The 21588-nt window shown below is 61.1% G+C and carries 18 protein-coding genes; 14 read left to right on the top strand and 4 right to left on the bottom strand.

Annotated features, from left to right (window positions below; translation table 11 throughout):
- Positions 1 to 199 precede the first annotated feature (199 nt).
- The 5 genes from cyoA to G9X68_RS26980 are packed head-to-tail and all read left to right on the top strand — an operon-like array spanning position 200 to position 5207.
- Positions 200 to 1348 carry a ubiquinol oxidase subunit II gene (gene cyoA, locus G9X68_RS27000; RefSeq protein WP_171604986.1) on the top strand — a complete coding sequence of 383 codons (1149 nt, stop codon included), beginning with the start codon at positions 200 to 202 and terminating at the stop codon, positions 1346 to 1348.
- A gap of 42 nt (positions 1349 to 1390) precedes the next feature.
- Positions 1391 to 3394 (top strand): cytochrome o ubiquinol oxidase subunit I, encoded by a 2004-nt coding sequence (gene cyoB, locus G9X68_RS26995; protein WP_171604985.1) that lies wholly within the window; start codon positions 1391 to 1393, stop codon positions 3392 to 3394.
- Between the two features lie 6 nt (positions 3395 to 3400).
- The gene (cyoC, locus tag G9X68_RS26990) at positions 3401 to 4021 is read left to right on the top strand and encodes a cytochrome o ubiquinol oxidase subunit III (protein ID WP_171604984.1); all 621 of its coding nucleotides are present in this window, start codon (positions 3401 to 3403) and stop codon (positions 4019 to 4021) included.
- Positions 4018 to 4419 carry a cytochrome o ubiquinol oxidase subunit IV gene (gene cyoD, locus G9X68_RS26985; protein ID WP_171604983.1) on the top strand — a complete coding sequence of 134 codons (402 nt, stop codon included), beginning with the start codon at positions 4018 to 4020 and terminating at the stop codon, positions 4417 to 4419. The genes cyoC and cyoD overlap by 4 nt, the downstream gene beginning before the upstream one ends.
- A complete protein-coding gene (locus G9X68_RS26980; protein WP_171604982.1) occupies positions 4416 to 5207 on the top strand; it encodes an SURF1 family cytochrome oxidase biogenesis protein in 792 nt (263 codons plus the stop codon). Before cyoD ends, G9X68_RS26980 begins: the two co-directional genes overlap by 4 nt.
- On the opposite strand, the gene G9X68_RS26975 is transcribed toward G9X68_RS26980, so the two are convergent.
- From G9X68_RS26975 to G9X68_RS26965, 3 genes are all read right to left on the bottom strand, one after another.
- The gene (locus tag G9X68_RS26975; RefSeq protein WP_171604981.1) at positions 5188 to 7116 is read right to left on the bottom strand and encodes a hybrid sensor histidine kinase/response regulator; all 1929 of its coding nucleotides are present in this window, start codon (positions 7114 to 7116) and stop codon (positions 5188 to 5190) included. The genes G9X68_RS26980 and G9X68_RS26975 overlap by 20 nt on opposite strands.
- A 70-nt stretch (positions 7117 to 7186) precedes the next feature.
- Positions 7187 to 8593 carry an FAD/NAD(P)-binding protein gene (locus tag G9X68_RS26970; protein WP_171604980.1) on the bottom strand — a complete coding sequence of 469 codons (1407 nt, stop codon included), beginning with the start codon at positions 8591 to 8593 and terminating at the stop codon, positions 7187 to 7189.
- Positions 8594 to 9053: 460 nt separating this feature from the next.
- Positions 9054 to 9950 carry a LysR family transcriptional regulator gene (locus tag G9X68_RS26965; protein ID WP_171604979.1) on the bottom strand — a complete coding sequence of 299 codons (897 nt, stop codon included), beginning with the start codon at positions 9948 to 9950 and terminating at the stop codon, positions 9054 to 9056.
- A 114-nt stretch (positions 9951 to 10064) separates the two neighbouring features.
- Between G9X68_RS26965 and G9X68_RS26960 the strand changes: the two genes are divergently transcribed.
- The 4 genes from G9X68_RS26960 to G9X68_RS26945 are packed head-to-tail and all read left to right on the top strand — an operon-like array spanning position 10065 to position 13797.
- Positions 10065 to 11147 carry a 4-oxalomesaconate tautomerase gene (locus tag G9X68_RS26960; protein WP_171604978.1) on the top strand — a complete coding sequence of 361 codons (1083 nt, stop codon included), beginning with the start codon at positions 10065 to 10067 and terminating at the stop codon, positions 11145 to 11147.
- Between the two features lie 48 nt (positions 11148 to 11195).
- A complete protein-coding gene (locus G9X68_RS26955) occupies positions 11196 to 12197 on the top strand; it encodes an ABC transporter substrate-binding protein (protein ID WP_171604977.1) in 1002 nt (333 codons plus the stop codon).
- Between the two features lie 12 nt (positions 12198 to 12209).
- Complete coding sequence (locus tag G9X68_RS26950) at positions 12210 to 13040, top strand: ABC transporter ATP-binding protein (RefSeq protein WP_171604976.1); 831 nt, start codon at positions 12210 to 12212, stop codon at positions 13038 to 13040.
- Complete coding sequence (locus G9X68_RS26945; RefSeq protein ID WP_171604975.1) at positions 13024 to 13797, top strand: ABC transporter permease; 774 nt, start codon at positions 13024 to 13026, stop codon at positions 13795 to 13797. The genes G9X68_RS26950 and G9X68_RS26945 overlap by 17 nt, the downstream gene beginning before the upstream one ends.
- 267 nt (positions 13798 to 14064) lie before the next feature.
- Here G9X68_RS26945 and G9X68_RS26940 read toward each other — a convergent pair whose 3' ends face one another.
- Positions 14065 to 14682, bottom strand: coding sequence for a flavodoxin family protein (locus G9X68_RS26940; RefSeq protein ID WP_171604974.1), 618 nt, complete (start codon positions 14680 to 14682; stop codon positions 14065 to 14067).
- A 121-nt stretch (positions 14683 to 14803) separates the two neighbouring features.
- Between G9X68_RS26940 and G9X68_RS26935 the strand changes: the two genes are divergently transcribed.
- The 5 genes from G9X68_RS26935 (at position 14804) to G9X68_RS26915 (ending at position 21588) form a co-directional block, all read left to right on the top strand.
- On the top strand, positions 14804 to 16765 hold the full coding sequence (locus G9X68_RS26935; RefSeq protein ID WP_171604973.1) for an ABC transporter ATP-binding protein: 1962 nt from the start codon (positions 14804 to 14806) through the stop codon (positions 16763 to 16765).
- Between the two features lie 92 nt (positions 16766 to 16857).
- Positions 16858 to 18756: an ABC transporter ATP-binding protein gene (locus G9X68_RS26930; RefSeq protein ID WP_171604972.1), complete on the top strand. Its 1899-nt coding sequence runs from the start codon at positions 16858 to 16860 to the stop codon at positions 18754 to 18756.
- A 103-nt stretch (positions 18757 to 18859) separates the two neighbouring features.
- Positions 18860 to 19174 (top strand): hypothetical protein, encoded by a 315-nt coding sequence (locus G9X68_RS26925; protein ID WP_129419325.1) that lies wholly within the window; start codon positions 18860 to 18862, stop codon positions 19172 to 19174.
- Positions 19175 to 19383: 209 nt separating this feature from the next.
- Positions 19384 to 20424, top strand: coding sequence for a LacI family DNA-binding transcriptional regulator (locus tag G9X68_RS26920; RefSeq protein WP_171604971.1), 1041 nt, complete (start codon positions 19384 to 19386; stop codon positions 20422 to 20424).
- A 126-nt stretch (positions 20425 to 20550) separates the two neighbouring features.
- Positions 20551 to 21588 (top strand): LacI family DNA-binding transcriptional regulator, encoded by a 1038-nt coding sequence (locus G9X68_RS26915; RefSeq protein ID WP_171604970.1) that lies wholly within the window; start codon positions 20551 to 20553, stop codon positions 21586 to 21588.

The raw sequence follows: 21588 nt of genomic DNA, 5'->3' as shown, positions 1-21588 counted from the left end.
CGGCTCTCGCGGATATATTGATTGAAACATGCGCTGGCGAAAGAATCCTTCTTGATTTCATCAGGATTTCAAAGCTGTAGTGCACCATGATTTGTGCCGCAGTGCGGCATACTTGCTGCACTGCGACCAAACACCTCATGTCGCTATCGGGTTCAGTGCTTTAGTCGCGGAACGAACGAAACAACAAGAGCTTAGAGACGTGCCAAAACTCGTGAAGTTTTCCCGCCTTCTATCCGTCTTGCCGCTGCTTTTCCTGGCAGGATGCAACATGGTGGTCATGGCGCCCTCCGGCGACATCGCCGTGCAACAGCGCGATCTCATCGTCATCTCGACGGTGCTGATGCTGTTGATCATCATCCCGGTGATCTTCCTGACGCTGTACTTCGCCTGGCGCTACCGCCGCTCCAATACGGCCGCCACCTACGCGCCGGAATGGCACCATTCGACCCGTCTCGAAATCGTGATCTGGGCAGCACCGCTGGCGATCATCATTGCGCTCGGAGCCGTGACCTGGATTTCCACCCATAAGCTCGATCCCTATCGCCCGCTCGACCGCCTCGATGCGGAGCGCGCCATTCCGGCCGATACCAAGCCGTTGACCGTCGAGGTCGTGGCGCTCGACTGGAAGTGGCTGTTCTTCTATCCCGAACTCGGCATTGCCACCGTCAACGAGCTCGCTGCCCCAGTCGACATGCCGATCAATTTCAAGATCACCGCCTCCTCGGTGATGAACTCCTTCTACATCCCTGCCCTTGCCGGCCAGATCTATGCGATGCCCGGCATGGAGACGAAGCTTCACGCCGTCATTAACAGGCAAGGCGAATATGAGGGCTTCTCCGCCAACTACAGCGGAAGCGGCTTCTCGCATATGCGCTTCAAATTCCACGGCCTCGACCAAGCGGGCTTTGACGCCTGGGTGGCGCAGGTCAAGCAGCAGGGCACGATGCTCAACCGCGACGCCTATCTGAAGCTTGAGAAGCCGAGCGAGAAGGAACCGGTGCGTTATTATGCCGGCGCCGATGCCGACCTTTACAACGCCATCCTCAACATGTGCGCCACTCCGGGCAAGATGTGCATGAACGAGATGATGCACATCGACATGATGGGCGGCGGCGGCAAGGAAAGTGCGGAGAACCGCGAGAAGCTGCAATACGACAACCGTCATGCCGAGGAAGGCATCGTGGCGCCAGCGGCCACCGTGCCGGCGACCGGGGCTCCGGCACGCAGCGAGCCTGCCGAGCGGACCGACGACATGCCCGGCATGGACATGCAGCATGAGGGTCATTCCATGCCCGGCACGGACAACGGCGCCAATCCGGCGCCGGCGCAGCTCAACAACAACAATTAACCTGGCGCTTTGCGTCGCAAGACATAATGAACGGGTTGTTCCATGTTTTCCAATCCTGACCTCCTGAAGTTCGTCTTCGGCCGGTTGACCCTCGATGCCATCCCCTATCACGAGCCGATCCTGGTCGTGACCTTCATCGGCGTCGTCATCGGCGGTCTCGCTCTGCTCGGCATCATCACCTATTTCAAATTCTGGGGTCCGCTCTGGCGCGACTGGATCTGCAGCGTCGATCACAAGAAGATCGGTATCATGTATGTGATCCTCGCCGTCATCATGCTCTTGCGCGGCTTCTCCGACGCGATCATGATGCGCGTCCAGCAGGCGATCGCCTTCAACGGCTCGGAGGGCTATCTGCCGCCGCACCATTACGACCAGGTCTTCACCGCCCACGGCGTCATCATGATCTTCTTCGTGGCGATGCCCTTCGTCACCGGTCTGATGAACTTCGTGGTGCCGCTGCAGATCGGCGCGCGCGACGTCTCCTTCCCCTTCCTCAACAACTTCTCTTTCTGGATGACCACCGCCGGCGCGATCATCATCATGCTGTCGCTGTTCATCGGCGAATTCGCCCAGACCGGCTGGCTCGCCTACCCGCCGCTGTCGGGCGCAGCCTACAGTCCGGGCGTCGGCGTCGATTATTATATCTGGGGCCTGCAGGTGGCCGGTGTCGGAACGACGCTTTCGGGCATCAACCTAATCGCCACCATCGTCAAGATGCGTGCGCCGGGCATGACCTTCATGAAGATGCCGGTCTTCACCTGGACAGCGCTCTGCACCAACGTGCTGATCGTCGCCTCCTTCCCGATCCTGACGGCAACGCTGGCGCTTCTGTCGCTCGACCGCTATGCAGGCACGAACTTCTTTACCAACGACCTCGGCGGCAATCCGATGATGTACATCAACCTCATCTGGATCTGGGGTCATCCGGAAGTCTACATTCTCGTGCTGCCGGCCTTCGGCATCTTCTCGGAAGTCGTCGCCACCTTCTCCGGCAAACGCCTCTTCGGCTACGCCTCAATGGTCTACGCGACCTGCGTGATCATGATTCTCTCCTACATCGTCTGGCTGCACCACTTCTTCACGATGGGTTCGGGCGCTAGCGTCAATTCCTTCTTCGGCATCACCACGATGATCATCTCGATCCCCACGGGAGCGAAGATGTTCAACTGGCTCTTCACCATGTATCGCGGCCGCATCCGCTATGAGGTGCCGATGCTGTGGACGGTCGGCTTCATGGTGACCTTCGTCATCGGCGGCATGACCGGCGTCATGCTTGCCGTGCCGCCTGCCGACTTCGTGCTGCACAATTCGCTGTTCCTCATCGCCCATTTCCACAACGTCATCATCGGCGGCGTTCTCTTCGGCATGTTCGCCGGCGTGAACTACTGGTTCCCCAAGGCCTTCGGCTTCAAGCTCGATCCCTTCTGGGGCAAGATGAGCTTCTGGTTCTGGCAGATCGGCTTCTGGTTCGCCTTCATGCCGCTCTACGTGCTAGGCCTGATGGGCGTTACCCGCCGCCTGAGCCAATTCGAGGATCCGTCGCTGCAGATCTGGTTCATCATCGCCGCCTTCGGCGTCGGCCTGATCGCGCTTGGCATTGCCGCCTTCCTGATCCAGATCGTCGTCAGCTTCATGAAACGCGAGGAATTGCGCGACGACAGCGGCGACCCCTGGGACGGCCGTACGCTGGAATGGTCGACCTCTTCGCCGCCGCCGGAATACAACTTCGCCTTGACGCCCGTCGTGCACGATCATGACGGCTGGTACGACATGAAGAACCGCGGCTACGCGCGTCCGCTGGAAGGTTTCCGGCCGATCCACATGCCGAAGAACACGGGCACCGGCGCAATCCTGTCGGGCATCAGCGTCGCACTCGCCTTCGGCCTGATCTGGTACATGTGGTGGTTGGTCGTCGTCTCCTTCGTCGCCATGCTGGTGGTCGCGATCGGCCATACTTTCAACTACAGACGCGACTTCTACATCCCCGCTGAAGAGGTAACCGAAACGGAAGGCAAGCGCACCGCGCTGCTTGCCGAGCAGGTGTAAGAGACAATGAGCGATCACACCATCGACGCGGCCGAAAAGCCTGAATTCTACCTGACGGAAGACCATCATCCGGAAAACAGCACCAATCTCGGCTTCTGGCTCTACCTGATGAGCGACTGCCTGATCTTCGCGGTGCTGTTTGCCACACACGGCGTGCTCGGCCGCAATTATGCCGCCGGCCCGTCGCCGGCCGATCTCTTCGATCTGCCGATCGTTGCCCTCAACACCTCGATGCTGCTGTTCTCCTCGATCACCTACGGCTTCGCGATGCTGCAGATGGAGCGCAACGCCAAGGCGGAAACGCTGTTCTGGCTTGGTGTGACCGGCCTGTTCGGCGCGGCTTTCATCGGGCTCGAGCTCTACGAGTTCATCCACCTGATCCATGAAGGCGCCGGGCCGACGCGCAGCGCCTTCCTCTCCTCCTTCTTCACCCTGGTCGGCACGCACGGGCTGCACGTCACCTTCGGCATCATCTGGCTGATCACGCTGATGGTGCAGGTATCGATGCACGGGCTGATCGAGGCCAACCGCCGCCGCCTGATGTGCCTTTCGATGTTCTGGCACTTCCTCGACGTCGTCTGGATCGGCGTCTTTTCCTTCGTCTACCTGTTGGGAGTTCTCGGATGAGTTCGCAAGCCCCTGCACATGAGGATGCCCACGAGGCTCACCACGGTCACAGCCACGGCCATCAGGCTGGCCACGGCACGTTCCGCAGCTACATGACGGGTTTCGTGCTTTCAGTCATCCTGACCGCCATTCCCTTCTGGCTTGTCATGGCCGGCGTCTTCGCCAGCCCGACGCTGACGGCTGTTCTGGTGATGGGCCTGGGCGCGATCCAGATCGTCGTCCACATGGTCTTCTTCCTGCACATGAATACCAGGAGCGAGGGCGGCTGGACAGTCATGGCGCTGATCTTCACCCTCATCATCGTCGCCATCGCGCTCTCTGGTTCGCTCTGGGTCATGCATCATCTCAACACCAACATGATGCCGATGAGCCCCGAGATGATGAAGAACATGCCGTGACGGTCACGAAGGGGCGGCGGCAGCGTCACCCGCAGGCTCCCTCGGAAAAATCGGATAGACGGCGTTATCGGGCAAAACGTGCCATCTTCGCCGTCTGTCTGGTGCTGCTTGCCGCGGCACTCGCCGCGCTCGGCACCTGGCAGGTCGAGCGCCTGACCTGGAAACGCGACCTCATCGCCCGCATCGACCAGCGTGTGCATGCGTCACCCGTTCCGGCGCCGGCACGCGCCGACTGGAACAAGGTCAATGCCACTGATGACGAATATCGGCGGGTGACGGCAGCCGGAACGCTGGCGAATGACAAGGAAACGCTGGTCTATGCCTCGACGGCGCTCGGTCCGGGATATTGGGTGATGGCGCCGCTGACGCTTGCCGACGGGACATCGATCCTCATCAATCGTGGTTTCGTGTCGACCGACCGGCGCGACCCGGCCTCGCGCCGCGAGGGTGAACTATCTGGCCCGGTCGAGATCACCGGGCTGATGCGGATGACGGAGCCGAAGGGATCGCTGCTGCAATCCAATGACGTCGCCGCCGACCGCTGGTATTCGCGCGATGTCGCGGCGATCGCTGAAAAGCGCGGCGTCGGTGCGGTTGCACCCTATTTCATCGACGCCGATGCCACTCCCAATCCAGGCGGCCTGCCGGTGGGCGGCCTGACCGTCATCGCTTTCCCCAACAACCATCTCGTCTACGCGATCACCTGGTACGGCCTGGCGGCAATGGTGCTGGCATTGCTGGTGTTCATTCTTCGCGGCGAGAAAGCCGCTATGAAGCGATCCGGCTGATCGCCTCGGCGAGTTGCGCCTGCGAGAAGGGCTTGCCGAGGCGCGGCAGGTCGACGATGCCGGCCCCTTCGGGGATTTCAGCGTAACCGGTTGCGAGGATGATCGGCATATCAGGCCATTCGCTGCGGATCGCCTGGGCGAGCTGCGCGCCCGTCATGCGCGGCATGGCATGGTCGCAAATCACCAGGTCGACCTGATGTTTGCGCAGGATGTCGAGTGCCTCGGGACCCGCCATCGCCTCGAACACGGTATGGCCGAGATCCTCCAGCATCAGCGTTGTATTCATCAGCACCAGACCATCGTCATCGACGGCAACGATGCGCAGCCGGCGCGGCGCATTTTCCTCCTGCTGCGGCCAATCGGCAGCGGCCTCGGTCACTTGTTCGCCAACTACGACCGGGAACCACAATTCTACTGTCGTGCCTTCGCCGAGGCTGCTATTCATCATGAGGCGGCCGCCGGACTGGGACGCAAGGCCCTGCACCATGGAAAGGCCGAGACCGGTGCCCTTGCCGACACCCTTGGTGGTGAAGAACGGCGTGATGGCCTGCTCCAGCGTCTTGGCATCCATGCCCTCGCCTTCGTCGATCACCGCAATACGGACATAACGGCCAGGCGGCAACGGGCTTTTGCCTGATGGCAGCGACTCTTCGGAAGCGCGAAGCACGATCCGGCCGCCGGACGGCATGGCGTCGCGGGCGTTGACGACGAGGTTCAGGATCGCCATCTCCAGCTGGTTCGGATCGGTGAGGATCGTCGGCAGCCTGACAGGGAAAGAGGTCTCGATCACGGTCAGCGGGCCGAGCGAACGGCTCAGCATATCCATCATGCCACGGACCAGGCCGGAGACGTCGATCGGCTCCATGTGCAGTTCCTGCCGGCGGGAAAAGGCCAGCATGCGCTGCGTCAGCGCAGCACCCCGCTGGGCGCCCTGCATGGCATTATCAACAAGCGATGTCAGGGAGAGATCCTGCGGCATGCGTTTTTTCAGGATTTCGAGACTGCCGAGGACAGCCATCAAAAGATTGTTGAAATCATGGGCGATACCGCCGGTCAATTGACCGATCGCCTCCATCTTCTGCGATTGGAAAAGCTCTTCGCGCGCCTGCTCCAGTGCCCGCTGGGTCTCCATCTTCTCGGTGATATCGCGGGTGATCTTCGCGAAACCGAGCACATCGCCTTCGTCGTCCCGAATGACGTCGATGACGACGCTGGCCCAAAAACGGCTGCCGTCCTTGCGGACGCGCCAGCCTTCCCTTTCGAACCGGCCCTCGGCGCGCGCAATGTCCAGCGCGGTCTGCGGCACGCCCGCTTCGCGATCCTCGGGGGTATAGAAGGTCGAGAAATGCCGGCCGATGATTTCGTGCGGTCGATAGCCCTTGATACGCTCGGCGCCGAAATTCCAACTGCTGACATTGCCGTCGGGATCGAGCATGTAGATCGCATAATCCGAGACGCCCTGGACGAGCCGGCGGAATTGTTCCTCGCTCTGGCGGATCGTTTGTTCAGCTGCTCTGCGTTCGGTTAGGTCGCGGGTGATCTTGGCATAGCCGATGAGCTCGCCGGAGGGACGACGGATCGGATCGATGATCACATGCGCCCAGAAGCGGCTTCCATCCTTGCGCTGGCGCCAGCCTTCCCCCTCGAACCGGCCCTGCTCCGCCGCCGTGGCGAGCGCGCGCGCCGGCATTCCCGCAGCGCGATCCTCTTCCAGATAGAAACGGGAAAAATGCTCGCCGAGAATTTCGGAAGGCTTGTAACCTTTGAAGCGCTGAGCGCCGGTATTCCAGCTGGTTATGATGCCTTCGGGGCTCAGCATATAGATGGCGTAGTCGGTGATAGCATCGACCAGAAGGCGAAAGCGTCCCTCTTCGTTAAGAGACGTATCATGTCGATTTAACACTTCCATCGGCCCCTCGGAGTCACCAGCGCTTTATAACGCGGCGGCAGGCGGATGGTTCCGATTCAGCCTCAAATTTTCAGACGGCCTTGACCTGCGGGTAGAACCTCTCGCCGACGCGCTCGGCGGCGGCATAGGCCTGCGAGACGATCTCCGGCACGAGATCGATATCGGGCAGGCTGCCGAGGCCCAGCGGTCCGACGGCAAAGAGCCCGGCGACCGTCGAACCATCCTCCAGGAAGGGCTCGCCGCGCGCGTTGACCGCGAGCCCCAGCGAGAGCTCGTCCGGCATGGCGAGGCCGGCGGAAAGCAGGCTCTGCATCAAGGGCGCTGAAAGATCCGGCGCCTGACAGCGGCAATCGATGATGCGCTCGGTATGGATGACTTCCTCGACAGAGGAACCGGCCGGTGTGAAGAACAGGCCGCTCAGGCCCCGGCGGCCGGCCCGGCCGCGGCGCAGCACCGTGCGGCCTTCGGCAAGTTCGCGTCTCAGGCGCAGGTACATGGCTTCCGGCAAGCGATTGCGGTGGCTGTCGTAGATCGCCCTGAGATGCCGGTTGAACTGATGCTTGTCGCGGGCCGGCAGCGAGCGCCAGAGCGAGCGGGCATGGTTTCTGAGGCCGTTCATCACCGATTGCCAGCTTCGGCCCGCTTCCTCCGCCTCGCGACAGGCTTCACGGATGAAGCGCACGATCTCCGGCAGGCTCTGAGGCAGCGCTTCAGCCGGGAACACCGGATCGGCGGAATTCGGCGTATGGCTCTGGGGCAGGAAGCCGCGCCGGGAAATGATCGTCACCTGGCCGGCATAACCGGAATCGCGCAGCTGCAGCAACTGGTCGACGACGCGGATGCCGCTGCCGAGAAGCACTGCATGCGGCCGCGCGACGAGGCGTTGGGCCCGGACCGGCGAAGCGTCCTGTTCGCCTGAATCCGGCGCCGTCAGGCCGTAGCCGGTGGCGAGGATGACGGTATCAAACAGCGGATTGGCGGGATTGGCGCTTTCGAGCAGGAAGCGGTTGCCGTGGCTCTTTCGGATCGCCACGACCGGATCGTTGCAGACCTGAACGGTGATGTCCCTGCGCGCGGCGAGTGCTTCCGAAAAGCGCTGGTAGACATAATCGCTGAAGATTTCCTTCGGCACGAAGATCTGCCGGAATCCGGGAATGGCGGCCGGCACGGCGGCGCGGAAGGCGGCGTTGCTGCAGAGCCAGTCGTTGAAATCGTCATTGTCGCCGACCGAGACCGAGAGATCGCGGACGCGGGTGTTGAGGATAGTCGAGGAACGGACCGAGGCCAGCGCCTGCCCACCGCTGACCGACGAATTCGGATCGAACAGCTGCAGATGGAAGGGTGCACGCACTGTCTTCATCAGCGCGATCGCCGTCATCATGCCGGAAAAGCCGCGCCCGACGATCGCAATGCGCGGGACGGCAGAGATCTGCGCCGCCGCATTGGCTCTCGCCGAAAAAAGTCCCTGAACCGTCATCGCAACTCCTCTGCGGCTTCGGCCGCACCTGTGCAGATTGAGGTTCAACGCATAAACAGCGGATCATGCGTTGATGAGGTTCATGCGGCCATTCACAAACATATGCCGCAGGATCGGGTCCGTATGAGCGGCCCGCAGGGCTTTGAGAAGGGCAAGGCCGCCCCACCCATAGTCTATCAAACTAGTCGTGTATGAAAGCGCTAAAAACCGGCAGTGGCAAGGGGTTTATTAGGCGCGATGCTTAAGTTGTCGGAATCACGGCATATTTTCGATCAAACAGCCTCGCGCCGCAGGGCCGCGACTCGTCATCAGCCTTGGCCCGGTACCACCTCGTCTCCAACAGATTTGCCAGATCCGCCGATTTGCGGGTCAATATCGGAGGTTTCGGCCATCTACTTTCTGCGCTTCTTCTTAGCGTATCTTCAACCCGGCCACGTTTGCGTTGCGCCGAGCCTTTCAATCACGCTCCCCATACGCCTATCAGCATCTCAAGAAACCGCTCTGCCGCCGGCGACAAGGTGCCGCCGCGACGTCGAACCACACCGATTGTGCGGGATATCTCGGGATTGCGGATGGGGCGGGTGATCAGGAATGGGTGATCTTCTCGCGGGGTTGCCATTCGTGGCAGCACCGAGATCCCGAGGCCCGCCTCCACCAACCCGAGGGAGGTAGACAGATGTGTTACCTCGTAGAACCAGCGAAGTTTGATGTTGGATTTTGCCAGTGCCGCGTCCAGCAGCGTTCTGTTGCCGCTCGACCGATGAACCGTAATCAAATGATAGGGCTCTAGTTCCACCCACTCGACCCATTGTTTTGTCGCAAGAGGATGATCCTTTCGCGCCGCAAGCACGAATGGATCTTCCGCAAGCCGCTCGAAGGTGAGGTCGGGGTCGGAAGTGCCCATGATGTTTATGCCGAACTCCACCTCCCCACTTGCCACGGCGCGAAGACCGTCCGTGGCAGGCAGATCGAGGATACGAAAGCGGATGTTCGGATAGTCTTCATTGAACTGGCGGATGACCGTAGGCAGGAAGTAGAATGCCGCGGTTGGAAGGCATGCAATCGTCACCAATCCGCCTCGATTGGGTCCAACGTCACGGACAGCAAAGAGAGAGCCATCAAATTCCTCGAGCATGCGTCGGACGAGCGGCACGAGTTCCGTACCGAGAGCCGTCGCGGATACGTGCCTGGTCGTCCGTTCCAAGAGCGGCGCCCCGATAACCTGCTCCAATTTTTGAATGCGGCGGCTCAACGCAGGCTGGGACATATGCAGAGCGTCCGCAGCGCGATTAAAGCTCTCCAACTCTACAACCCCCAGGAAGGCTCGAAGGTCAAGAATTTCGCAATTAATGCTCATTGTGCATCAATCCTGTGATTCTTAGCATTTCACAAATAAACGCTTTCTCCGATAATTGGATCAAAGAGCGACGATTGATACGGCGATGACATAATTCCGATGGAAGCACAAGCAATGAACGACCTGACGGCTATCCCTTGCGTTCTGATGAGAGGCGGCACATCAAAAGGCCCGTTCTTCCTTGCGAGCGACCTTCCCGCGGCTGCCGATCAGCGTGACCAAATCCTGCTCTCGATCATGGGCTCGGGCCATCCGTTGCAAATCGATGGGATTGGTGGCGGCAACCCGGTCACGAGCAAGGTGGCCATCGTTGGACCTGCCACCGTTCCTGGCGCGGACGTGGATTATCTCTTTGCTCAGGTGCGGGTCGATCAACAGATAGTCGACACCTCGCCGAACTGCGGCAACATGCTTGCGGCAGTCGGACCGTTTGCCATCGAAGCTGGACTTGTCCCGGTTCGTGGAGACACCACGCTCGTAAGGATCCATAACGTCAACACCGGCAAGCTGATCGAGGCCGAAGTCCCTACCCCAAATGGCGGCGTCTCCTATCTCGGGGAAGCTGCGATTGACGGCGTGCCCGGCCGTGCAGCACCGATCGCGCTGACTTTCATGGACGCAGCCGGGGCTCGTACCGGACAGCTCTTTCCCACCGGCAAACCCATCGACCTGATCGATGGCGTCGCTGTCACCTGCATCGACTGCGCCATGCCGATGATCTTGATCGAGGCAGTTTCGATCGGCACAACCGGCTTGGAATCAGCGGCAGAACTCAACGCTGATAAGGAATTGCTTGAACGCCTGGAAAAGTTGCGCATCGCCGCTGGCGAACGAATGGGCCTTGGAGACGTGCGCAATCAGGTAACGCCAAAGCCGGTGCTCATATCCCATCCAAAGACCGGAGGCGACATCAGCGTGCGGTATTTCATGCCGCATCAATGTCATCCATCCTTGGCGACCACGGGCGCCGTTGGGATCGCCACGGCCTGTATCAGCCAGGATACGGTCGCTTCGCTTCTGATCGGCAGGCAAGCTCCCCCGGTTGTTCTTTCCATCGAGCACCCCAGCGGCCACCTGGATGTCAAACTGTATGAGCGGGACAGCAAGGTCGTCGCCGGAATTCTTCGCACTGCCCGCCGGCTGTTCGAAGGACATGTGTTAGCAAAACCTGTCACGCAACTGGGTTGCGCGGCATAATAGCTCTGGCCGCCGGGAGGGCGCCACCAACAGGAGGAGAATATCATCATGCGCAAGTTTATGCTCGCCCTCGCGGCAACTGTCGCGTTTACCGGCTCCGCATTGGCGGATCCAGTCCGTATCAGTGTCGGATCCTACAACCTCAACAATCTTCCCTTTCCCGTCGCCCAAGGGCTCGGCCTTTATGAAAAGGAGGGGCTGGAGGTGACCGTGGAAAACTTTGCGTCGGGCGGCTCGAAGACGCTTCAGGCGCTTGTTGCAGGCTCAACGGACATCGCCGTCGGCTTCTACGACCATACGATCCAGATGCAATCGCAGAAGAAGGCCGTCGTGGCGTTCGTGCAGCTCGCCCGCAATTCAGGGCTCGTTCTGGCTGGGGGCAAGGATAGTAAATTCGATCCGGCAAAGCCGGAAACGATCAAAGGTGCAAAAGTCGGGATCACCTCGCCGGGTTCGTCTTCCGACTTCTTTGTCCGCTACTACGTACAACGCAACGGCTTGTCCGCAAACGACGTTTCTCTGATCGGTGTCGGCTCCGGGTCGGCCGCTGTCGCAGCGCTTGAACAGGGCAAAGTCGACCTACTCGTCAATTACGACCCGGCTGCCACCTTCATCGAGGCCAAGGGTGTCGGCAAGATCCTGATCGACGGTCGCAGCGACGACGGCGCCAGAGCGATCTATGGCGGGATTTACCCAACCTCCGTCCTCTACGCTACACAGCACTATATCGATGAAAACCCCGAGACCATTCAGAAGGTCACCAATGCGACCGTCAAAGCGCTCGAATGGATGAATAGCCATTCCGCTGAAGAGATCGTCGAAAAACTCCCGAAGGAGTTCATTTCCGGCGATCGTGACACTTACATCAAGGCAGTGGAGAACGCGAAGGCGATCTTCTCCAAGGACGGGCGCATAAACGAGGAAGACATCAAGATTCCGCTCGCCGTCCTGAAGAGCTTCAACGAAAAAGTCGCCGCAGATGAAATCGACCTTACGAAAACCTACACGAACGAGTTCGTCGACAAGGTCCCCGACGCCGCTGCCAACTGACAGGAGGAGGTCATGGAATTGGCCGTATTGAAAACCGCACCCCCGACGAACAATCCGAGTCAAGCAAAGCCGATGGTTTCCATCGACTCGGTCACCATGTCCTTCGGCGCCTATGTTGCCGTCCAGGATGTCAACCTTAGTGTCTCCGATGGCGAGTTCCTCGCCATCGTCGGACCTACTGGATGCGGCAAGAGCACCATACTCAATGCCATTGCCGGTCTCCTGAAACCTGCAAGTGGCATTGTTTCCATCGATGGACAGCCCGTGCGCGGGATCCAGAACGACATCGGTTATTTGTTCCAGCAGGATGCATTGCTTCCGTGGAAGACCGCAATCGAAAACGTTGAGCTCGGCCCCATGTTCAAAGGTGTCGGCGCTGCCGAGCGCCGCGAGCGGTCGATGAGATGGCTGGCGAAAGTCGGGCTCAAAGGGTTCGAGCATCGCTATCCACATCAGCTTTCCGGCGGTCAGCGCAAGCGCGTCCAGATGGCCCAGGCGCTGATTACCGGCCCCAAGGTCATCCTTATGGACGAGCCCTTCTCCGCGCTCGACATCCATACCCGTCACCTGATGCAGAACGAGCTGTTGCGTCTTTGGCAGGAGGAACGGCGCGCCGTGGTGATGATAACGCACGACCTCGAAGAGGCCATTGCTCTCGGAGATCGGGTCGTCGTGCTTGCCGCCGGACCGCGCTCGCGCGTGATCGACAGCTTCCCTGTCGACCTCGAACGTCCGCGTGATGTCGCTGAAATCAAGCTCGATCCGCGCTTCATGGATCTTTATCGCAACATCTGGTCATCGCTGCGCGGCGAAGTGGAGAAAAGCTATGAACGTCATGACTGAACGCCTTATCCAAATCGTGCTGCTTGTGGCAATTGTCGGCGGCTGGCAGCTCGGTGTCGCGGCAGGCGTCATTGACGTCTTCTTTTTTCCGGCACCGGTCGACATCTTCAACCAGGTCGTATCCTGGGTCGCGGACGTCAGCTTTTATAGCCATGTGGCGATCACGTTGACGGAAACCGTGCTCGGCTATCTGGTCGGAACGGCACTTGGCGTGGCGGCAGGCGTTTGGCTCGGCCTCAGCCGCTCGGCGGCGCGCATCCTGGACCCTTTTATCAAAGGCTTGAACGCGATCCCTCGAGTCGTGCTTGCGCCAATCTTCGTGCTTTGGCTCGGCCTCGGTCTGTGGTCCAAAGTGGCGCTCGCCGTGACGCTCGTTTTTTTCGTCACCTTCTTCAACGCCATGCAAGGCGTCCGCGAAGTCAACCCGGTGGTGCTGTCGAACGCTCGCATTTTAGGGGCCAAGCGGTCGGACCTGCTCCGCCATGTCTATTTCCCGGCAGCGGCAAGCTGGATTCTGTCGTCCTTGCGCACTTCGGTCGGCTTCGCCGTTGTGGGGGCAATCATCGGCGAGTATCTCGGCTCCTCTGCCGGGCTCGGCTATCTGATCGCTCAGGCCGAAGGCAATTTCGATGCGGTTGGAGTCTTCGCGGGCATCCTGATCCTCGCGATCTTCGTCTTGATTATCGACAGCATTCTGGACATCGCCGAGAAGCGCCTCATCAAGTGGCGAGCAAGCGATTCCGAACGGCCGGCGTGACGATCGCAATGCGCGGCACGGCAGAGATCTGCGCCGCCGCATCGGCTCTCGCCGAAAAAAGTCCCTGAACCGTCATCGCAACTCCTCTGCGGCTTCGGCCGCACCTGTGCAGATTGAGGTTCAACGCATAAACAGCGGATCGTGCATTGATGAGGTTCATGCGGCCATTCACAAACATATGCCGCAGGATCGGGTCCTACGAGCGGCCCGCAGGCGACCTGGAAGGGCAAAGCCGCCCCGCCCTAGGCCGCGTTTCACCGCATTTCTTCAGTCGCCTTCGCCCGGATATTGCTTCGCCTTCAATAGGCCGGCCAGATGCGCCGTGTTGCGCGCCAGCATGTCGACGGCTGTCGTCACGACCTTCGGCACCCTGTAGAGATCGACGAAATTGGTGGAGCCCATCGCCTCGCCGACCCAGTAGGCAACGGCATTTGCCGGAATGGTGAAACCGACATCGTTCAGCGCCTGATAGAGCTCGGCCGAGACATGATGGGCGCCGTCCTCATTGCCGACGACGGCGACGGCAGCCACCCTTCCGTAAGACACCATCCGGCCCTGATCGTCGGTCTCGTCGAGGAAGGCGTCCATGCGCTCGAGCGCCCGCTTGCAGACACTGGATGGCTGGCCGAGCCAGATCGGCGTCGCCATCAGCAGGATATCGGCGGAGAGCACCTTGGCGCGAATATCGGGCCAGTCATCGCCGGCGCCTTCGTCGGAGGTGACGCCCGGCTTGACGTTGAAATCGGCCAGCCGGAGCACTTCGGTCTCAACGCCATAAGCGGACATCGCCTTGTCGATGAGACCGATCATTCGGTCGGTCGAGGACGCGTCCTTGGCGTCGCTGGTCTTCAGCGTGGCGTTGAGGGCGAGGGCTTTCAGCGGCATGGGTCTCTCCGGCACCGTCGGCGGTTGGCATTCGCCTGCTGCAACCCGTGCGCGCGCAGATTGTTCCTGTCGGGATGCGAGGAGACCTCACGTAAAAATAACCAACTGGTGAATTCTTTACTTGAACCCCCAAATGGAATCGGCAAAAGTGTCGGTGCTATCAATCCCTTCATGGATTTGCCGTCTTTTCGGGCCAGCGTCCGACCACACATCTATTGGAAAAAATACCGTGAGCAGCGATGCGTTAATACGCGCGACGAAGCCTTCGGCTTCGATGGCGCTTGCAACTGCGGCAGGCTGGGGCCGAGGCCTCTACACACTGGTGCGCATCACCATGATGGCCTTCCGCCACCCCTGGCAATCCGGCTTTGCGATCGGCGCCACGCTTGTTGCCTCCACCTTCCAGCTGATGATCCCGCGCCTTCTCGGCCAAGCCGTCGACCATACGCAGATGGCGATGAGCGGCGGTGCAGCCGGCCAGGCGGCCCAGGACGCGCTTCTGACCACGGCGCTGCTGCTGCTCGGCGCCAGTGTGTTGCGCGGCCTCTTTACCATGGTTCAGAACTATTACAGCGAAGCCGTCGGCCATCACATCGGCTACGAGTTGCGGCTGGCCTGCTACGAGAAGATCCAGCGACTGTCCTTCAGCTTTCATGACACCGTGCATTCCGGCGACCTGATCACCGTCGGCCTGCTCGATCTCGAAGGCGTGCGCATGTATTTTTCCACCGCGCTCGTCCGGATGATCCTGCTGTCGATCCTGATCGGCATCGGCGCCTATATGCTGCTGTCGACCGATATCGTGCTCGGTCTCCTGGCGCTGAGTTTCGTGCCCTTCGTCGGCTGGCGCTCGTCGGTGACGCAGCTCAGGCTGCGCGCCACCTGGCTCGACCTGCAGGAGCGGCTTTCGGTGCTGACCCGCATCATGGAGGAAAATCTCGGCGGCATCCGCGTCGTGCGCGCCTTTGCCGCCCACGAACACGAGATTTCGAAATTCGAGGCGGCGTCGAAGAGCGCGCTCGCGCTCGCGCATCAGCGCGTCGGCATCCGCGTCACCAACACCAGCGCCATGACCTTCTCCTTCTTCGCGGCGATGGGCCTGGTGCTCTGGGTCGGCGGCGGCAAGGTGATGTCGGGCGAAATCACCGTCGGCACGCTGGCCTCGTTCCTGACCTTCATGACCATCCTGCAGATGCCGGTGCGCCAGCTCGGCCTGATGGTCAATGCCTTTGCCCGCGCCTCCACCTGCGGCTCGCGCCTCTTTGCCCTTCTCGACCTCGACATCGCGATCAAGGATGCGCCGGATGCCAAGCAATTGGCGGTGACGGACGGCGTGCTGCGCTTCGAGAATGTCAGCTTCGCCTATCCCGGTTCGGAAAAGCGCACCGTGCTCGACGATGTCTCCTTCGAAGCCCGCCGCGGCCAGACGATCGGCATCGTCGGGCCTCCGGGCAGCGGCAAGTCGACGATCGCCCATCTCATTCCCCGCTTCTACGACGTCAGCGGCGGCAAGATCACGATCGACGGCCAGGACATCCGCAAGGCGACGCTGCAATCGCTGCGTCGGGCGGTTGCCGTCGTGCAGCAGGATTCCTTCCTATTCACGACGACGATCGAGAACAACATCGCCTATGGCGACCCTTGGGCGAAGGAAGGCCGCATCGAACGCGCCAGTGAAAGCGCCCAGCTGCACAATTACGTGCTCGGCCTTCCCATAGGTTACGGCACCGTCGTCGGCGAGCGCGGCGTTTCGCTGTCCGGCGGCCAGCGCCAGCGTCTTTCGATCGCCCGTGCGTTGATGCTGAAACCGGCGGTGATGGTGTTCGACGATTCGACGGCGGCTATCGACGCCGCCACCGAGCAGCGCATCCGCGGCGCCATGCGCCGCTATGCGGCCGACCGCGTGACGATCATCGTCGCCCACCGCCTGAGTTCGCTGATGCATGCCGACCAGATCCTGTTCGTCGAAGACGGCCGGATCGTCGAGCGCGGAACGCATGAAGCGCTGCTTTCGCTCGGCGGGCGCTACAAGGCACTCTACGACCTGCAGGTGCGGCCGGGCGACGAGGTCCTGAGCGCCTAACAATGGATTCCCTTCTTCTGCCCACCGGGGAGAAGAGCGGACAAGCAATGACTATGCAGGCCACCGGACGTGATGGCCGCGGGAGGAATGGCATGGCCGAGGAACTGGAAACCGAGCGTCCCGACGTTCGCGAGGATGGACGCCGCCCGCCGCGGGCGGTGGTCGGTTCGCATCGCGTCGAGGAGGAGATGTTCGGCAAGGCCTTCGACGGCAATATCGTCAAGCGCATCTGGGTTTTCGTTCACCCCTATCGCCGCCAGGTTCTGTGGTCCGTCGTCGCCGTTATGACCTTCACGATGATGCAGCTCACCATCCCGCTGATCATCCGCTATGCCATCGACCATGGCATGTCGCCGGGCGGCAACCATTCGGCCCTGGTCTGGTCGATCATCGCCTTCACCATCGCCATCCTCATCAACTATGCGGCAAGCTATGCGCAGGAGACGCTGGTTGGCGGCGTGGCGGAGGACGTGCTCTTCGATATCCGCAAGGCGATGTTTTCGCATCTCCAACGCGTCTCGCTCTCCTTCATGGACAAGACCGAGGTCGGCCGGCTGATGTCGCGGCTGCAGGGCGACGTCAACTCGATGCAGGAATTCCTCGAAACCTCGGTGCTCTCCGTCGGCGACATCGTGCTGCTCTTCGGCATCGTCTTCGTGATGCTCTATCTCGATTTCAAATTGGGGCTGCTGACGCTCTCGGTGCTGCCGGTGCTGTTCATCGTCCGGCTGTTCTGGCTCCCGCTGGCGCGCAAATCCTTCATGGCCGCGCACGAGACCAATTCGGTCGCGAACGGTGCGCTTGCAGAAGCGATCCATGGCGTGCGCGCCGTCCAGAGCATGGACAGGCAGGGCGTCAACTTCACGCTTTACGACGACAAGGCGCATGCCAACCTCAAGACGCATCTGACGGCGGCGCGCTATGCGCAGGTGATGGTGCCGATCGTCGACAGCCTGACCGGCGTGGCGATGGCGCTCGTCATCGTCGTCGGCGGCGCCCGCGTTCTCAATCAGGCGCTCGATGTCGGCGTGCTCGTCGCCTTCCTGTTCTACATCCAGCGCTTCTTCGACCCGATCCGTTCGCTGACCCTGCAATATTCGGTGATGCAGCGCGCCATGGCGTCGGGCCAGCGGCTGACCGAAGTGCTCGACGTGCCTGTCGACATCAAGGACGCGCCCGATGCCAAAGCCTTGTCGCGCGACATGGACGGATCGGTGGAATTCAAGGACGTCGTCTTCGGCTACAATCCGAAACATCCGGTGCTGAAGCACGTCAGCTTCAAGGTCAATCCTGGCGAGACGGTGGCGCTGGTCGGGCCGACGGGATCCGGCAAATCGAGCTGCATGTCGCTGATCCATCGCTTCTACGACGTGCAGCAGGGCCAGGTGCTGGTCGGCGGCAACGATGTGCGAGCGCTGACGCAGGATTCGCTCGGAGCGCAGATCGCCATGGTGCTGCAGGAACCCTTCCTCTTTACCGGCACCGTCTTCGAAAACATCCGCTACCACAAGCTGGAGGCGACGCGCGAACAGGTGATCGAGGCGGCGAAGGCCGTCGGCGCACACGACTTCATCATGCGCCTGCCGGAGGGCTACGACAGTGTCCTCGGCGAGCGCGGCGGCAACCTGTCGCTCGGCCAGCGCCAGCTTTTAAGCTTTGCCCGTGCCCTGGTGGCGGACGCGAAGATCCTCGTGCTCGACGAGGCGACTGCCAATATCGACAGCTATACCGAGATGCTGATCCAGAAGGCGCTGGTAAAATTGCTCGAAAACCGCACCGGCCTTGTCATTGCCCATCGGCTGGCGACGATCCGCGAGGCGGACCGCATCATCGTGCTGCAGAACGGCGAAATCATCGAAAGCGGCGACCACCGCCAGCTGATGAAGAACGGCAAGCTCTATTCCAAGCTCTATAATCTCAACTACTCCTCCTTCGATGATATTCCCGAAGACGTGCTGGAAGAGACGACGGCGGCGGATTCAGCGACTTGATCTCAGGACATGCATTAATGCTTGTCGCAAAGTTTGAACGAACAAACGCCTTGCTGCCGCATTTATTTCCTATCGGGGGATCAGTGCCACTGAGGAGAATGTTATGAAGAGAGTTATTAGCAGCCTGTTGATCGCAACGGCCCTTGTTGGATCGGCCATTCAGCCCGCTGCCGCGCGTGATCGCCATCATCACGATGACACGGGTCGGGCTATCGCTGGCGGCGTTGCCGCAGGCGTCGTCGGCGGTCTGATCGGTGGCGCGATCGCCAATAGCGGCCCTCGCTACGTCGATGGTCCGCGTTATGTCGATGGTCCCCGCTATGTCGAACCGGCGCCGAGATGCTGGTATGAGGACCGCGATGTTCGCAACCGCTATGACGGCGGCTATCATACCGAAACCGTGCAGGTCTGCGAGTAGCGGGCGGACCTGACCTTCCTATGGCGTCGCGGATCTGATTCGTCGCCGCCGCTGATTTTCGCCCATCAACCGAGGCTGCATCCGCCAGCCTCGGTTTTTTCTGTTTGGGCCAATGCAGTTGGTTCGCAGTCACTCCCCACAGCAAAAATTTCTGGCTGCTTCGTCCGCCTGTCATCCGGCTGTTAGAGACGATCAATAGCTGAAAGCCGATGAATGATGGTCCAGTGAATGGCGCCAAGACGCCAAAGAAAGAACGTATGCGCTTCGTCAGCGCCGAGCAGGTAGCGCAATTGGCGGGCGTTTCGCGCTCCGCCGTCTCGCGTACCTTCACGCCGGGCACCAGCGTGGCGCCAGCAACGCGCGAAAAGGTGCTGCGGGCGGCCGAAGCACTCGGCTATCATGTCAACGACCTGGCGCGCGGCGTGCTTGCCAATCAGAGCCGCCTTGTCGGCATCGTCGCCACCCGGCCGGAAGTGGGTTTTCGCGCACATCTGGCCGCAGCGCTTGCCAAATGCCTGATCAAACGCGGCAGCATCCCGATTCTCATCAATACCGGGCAGACGGAAGACGAGCTGCTCGCCGCCCAGAAAATGCTGATCGGCCATCGTGCCGAAGCGATCATCATCCTGTCCGGCTCGCCACCGGCGAGTTTCTTCGAACTCGCGCAGCGAAATGGCCAGCCGCTCGTGGTGATCGGTCGCTCGGAACCCGACGCCGACCATGTGCGCGCCGGCAACTCCGAGGCCTCCCGCAAGGCGGCAACGGCCTTTTACGAAAGCGGCAGACGGCGGCTGGCGGTCATCGGCTCCAACACCGGAACGCCTTCCATCATCGAGCGCGAAAGCGCCTTCCTGTCGACAGCCGGATCGCTCGGTGTATCCGTCGTCGTCGGACGCGGCGGCGATTCCGACTATGACGGCGGCGTCACCGCCGCACGCGCGCTCTTCTCGCAGACAATAAAGCCCGACGCCGTCTTCTGCGCCAACGATCAGATCGCTTTCGGACTGTTGGATGTCCTGCGCCTGGAAGCGCAACTGCGCATCCCCGAGGATGTTGCCGTCATCGGCTTCGACGACGTGCCGGAATCCTCTTGGCTGAGCTATCGGCTGACCACCTTCCGCCAGGATCCGCTGACCATGGCGCAGCGCGCCGTCGAACTGATGGAGCGGCGGCTTGAAAACCCGGGCTTGCCTCCAGGTTACGAAAGCGTCATTCCCGAGCTCGTCATCCGCCAGAGCTTCAGACCCTGACCGCTCCCTCCGCCTTTTCGCAGGCGTCATCCTGTGGCAAGAAGGGCTGACGGTTTGCGCATGTCGTTATCCCAACACCGCTGAACAGTTTTGGGCGACATGCATTGGGGAGGAGGATCGCCGCAGATGAAGGGAATCCGCCAGCTCGCCGAGCATCTCGACATTTCGATCGGAACGGTGTCCCGGGCGCTGAACGGCAAGCCCGACGTCAACGACGAAACGCGCCGGCGCGTGCTCGCCGCCGCCGAAGAGCTCGGTTACGTCGCCAACCAGTCGGGCCGCAGCCTTCGCCAGGGCATGACCAACGTCATCGGGCTGATGCTCGAAGTCAGCCGCGAGACGGTCGAAAACAGCGACGACTTCTTCCTTGGCGTCACCGACGGGCTGCAGAGCGTCTTTTCCCGTCACAAGCTCGATCTCGTCATGCTGCCCTGCCCCGATGACGAGGACCCGCACGAATATCTGAAGCGCATGGTGGCGCGCCGTCTCGTCGACGCGCTCATCATCTCGGCGACACGGCGCACCGATAGGCGCATCGAGCTTCTGGAAAAGGCCCGCATCCCCTTCGTGGCGCTCGGCCGTAGCGCGTCGGGCGGCAGCTACACCTGGATGGACCTCGATTTCGAGGGCGTGGCGGCGCGCGGCGTCGACCGGCTGGTCGCCAAAGGCCACCGCCGGATCGCGGTGGCCGCTCCCTCCTCCGACATCAATCTCGGTTACCTCTTCCTCGACGCCTACCGCCAGGCGCTGCAACGGCACGGGATTCCCTTCGACCCGGCCCTCGTTATCCGGGTCAAGTCGAGCGAACAGGGCGGTTACCAGGCCGGCCACGAATTGCTGATGATCGAAGAGCGGCCGACGGCGATCATCCTGATCCACGAGCTGATGGCGATCGGGCTTTATCGCCGGCTTGCCGAGGCGGGCATCGTGCCCGGCCGCGACCTCGCCGTCGTCGGTTTCCGCGAGGAGCCGCGCACGCATTTCCTGCAGCCGACGCTGACCTCTTTCCGCATGTCGCTGCGCGATCTCGGCGCGCAGCTCGGCGAAACCCTGCTCGCCACCATGCCGGCCTATGCCGATCATTATCCGCAGGGCGCCCGCAACAGGATCTGGCCGCTGGAACTCGTTCCCGGCGAAAGCGACGCTTTCACGTTGACGATCTGA

The sequence above is a fragment of the Rhizobium changzhiense genome, from assembly GCF_013087625.1.
Taxonomy (GTDB): Bacteria; Pseudomonadota; Alphaproteobacteria; order Rhizobiales; family Rhizobiaceae; genus Rhizobium; species Rhizobium sophorae.
Note: the sequence above shows the minus strand (reverse complement) of the source record. Positions and strands in the feature narration are given on the sequence as shown.

Excerpts from the sequence above, each read along its gene's own strand:
- cyoB (WP_171604985.1), top strand. The coding sequence starts at position 1,391 with ATGTTTTCCAATCCTGACCTCCTGAAGTTCGTCTTCGGCCGGTTGACC.
- cyoC (WP_171604984.1), top strand. The coding sequence starts at position 3,401 with ATGAGCGATCACACCATCGACGCGGCCGAAAAGCCTGAATTCTACCTG.
- cyoD (WP_171604983.1), top strand. The coding sequence starts at position 4,018 with ATGAGTTCGCAAGCCCCTGCACATGAGGATGCCCACGAGGCTCACCAC.
- G9X68_RS26975 (WP_171604981.1), bottom strand. The coding sequence starts at position 7,116 with ATGGAAGTGTTAAATCGACATGATACGTCTCTTAACGAAGAGGGACGC.
- G9X68_RS26970 (WP_171604980.1), bottom strand. The coding sequence starts at position 8,593 with ATGACGGTTCAGGGACTTTTTTCGGCGAGAGCCAATGCGGCGGCGCAG.
- G9X68_RS26965 (WP_171604979.1), bottom strand. The coding sequence starts at position 9,950 with ATGAGCATTAATTGCGAAATTCTTGACCTTCGAGCCTTCCTGGGGGTT.
- G9X68_RS26960 (WP_171604978.1), top strand. The coding sequence starts at position 10,065 with ATGAACGACCTGACGGCTATCCCTTGCGTTCTGATGAGAGGCGGCACA.
- G9X68_RS26955 (WP_171604977.1), top strand. The coding sequence starts at position 11,196 with ATGCGCAAGTTTATGCTCGCCCTCGCGGCAACTGTCGCGTTTACCGGC.
- G9X68_RS26950 (WP_171604976.1), top strand. The coding sequence starts at position 12,210 with ATGGAATTGGCCGTATTGAAAACCGCACCCCCGACGAACAATCCGAGT.
- G9X68_RS26945 (WP_171604975.1), top strand. The coding sequence starts at position 13,024 with ATGAACGTCATGACTGAACGCCTTATCCAAATCGTGCTGCTTGTGGCA.
- G9X68_RS26940 (WP_171604974.1), bottom strand. The coding sequence starts at position 14,682 with ATGCCGCTGAAAGCCCTCGCCCTCAACGCCACGCTGAAGACCAGCGAC.
- G9X68_RS26930 (WP_171604972.1), top strand. The coding sequence starts at position 16,858 with ATGGCCGAGGAACTGGAAACCGAGCGTCCCGACGTTCGCGAGGATGGA.
- G9X68_RS26925 (WP_129419325.1), top strand. The coding sequence starts at position 18,860 with ATGAAGAGAGTTATTAGCAGCCTGTTGATCGCAACGGCCCTTGTTGGA.
- G9X68_RS26920 (WP_171604971.1), top strand. The coding sequence starts at position 19,384 with ATGAATGATGGTCCAGTGAATGGCGCCAAGACGCCAAAGAAAGAACGT.
- G9X68_RS26915 (WP_171604970.1), top strand. The coding sequence starts at position 20,551 with ATGAAGGGAATCCGCCAGCTCGCCGAGCATCTCGACATTTCGATCGGA.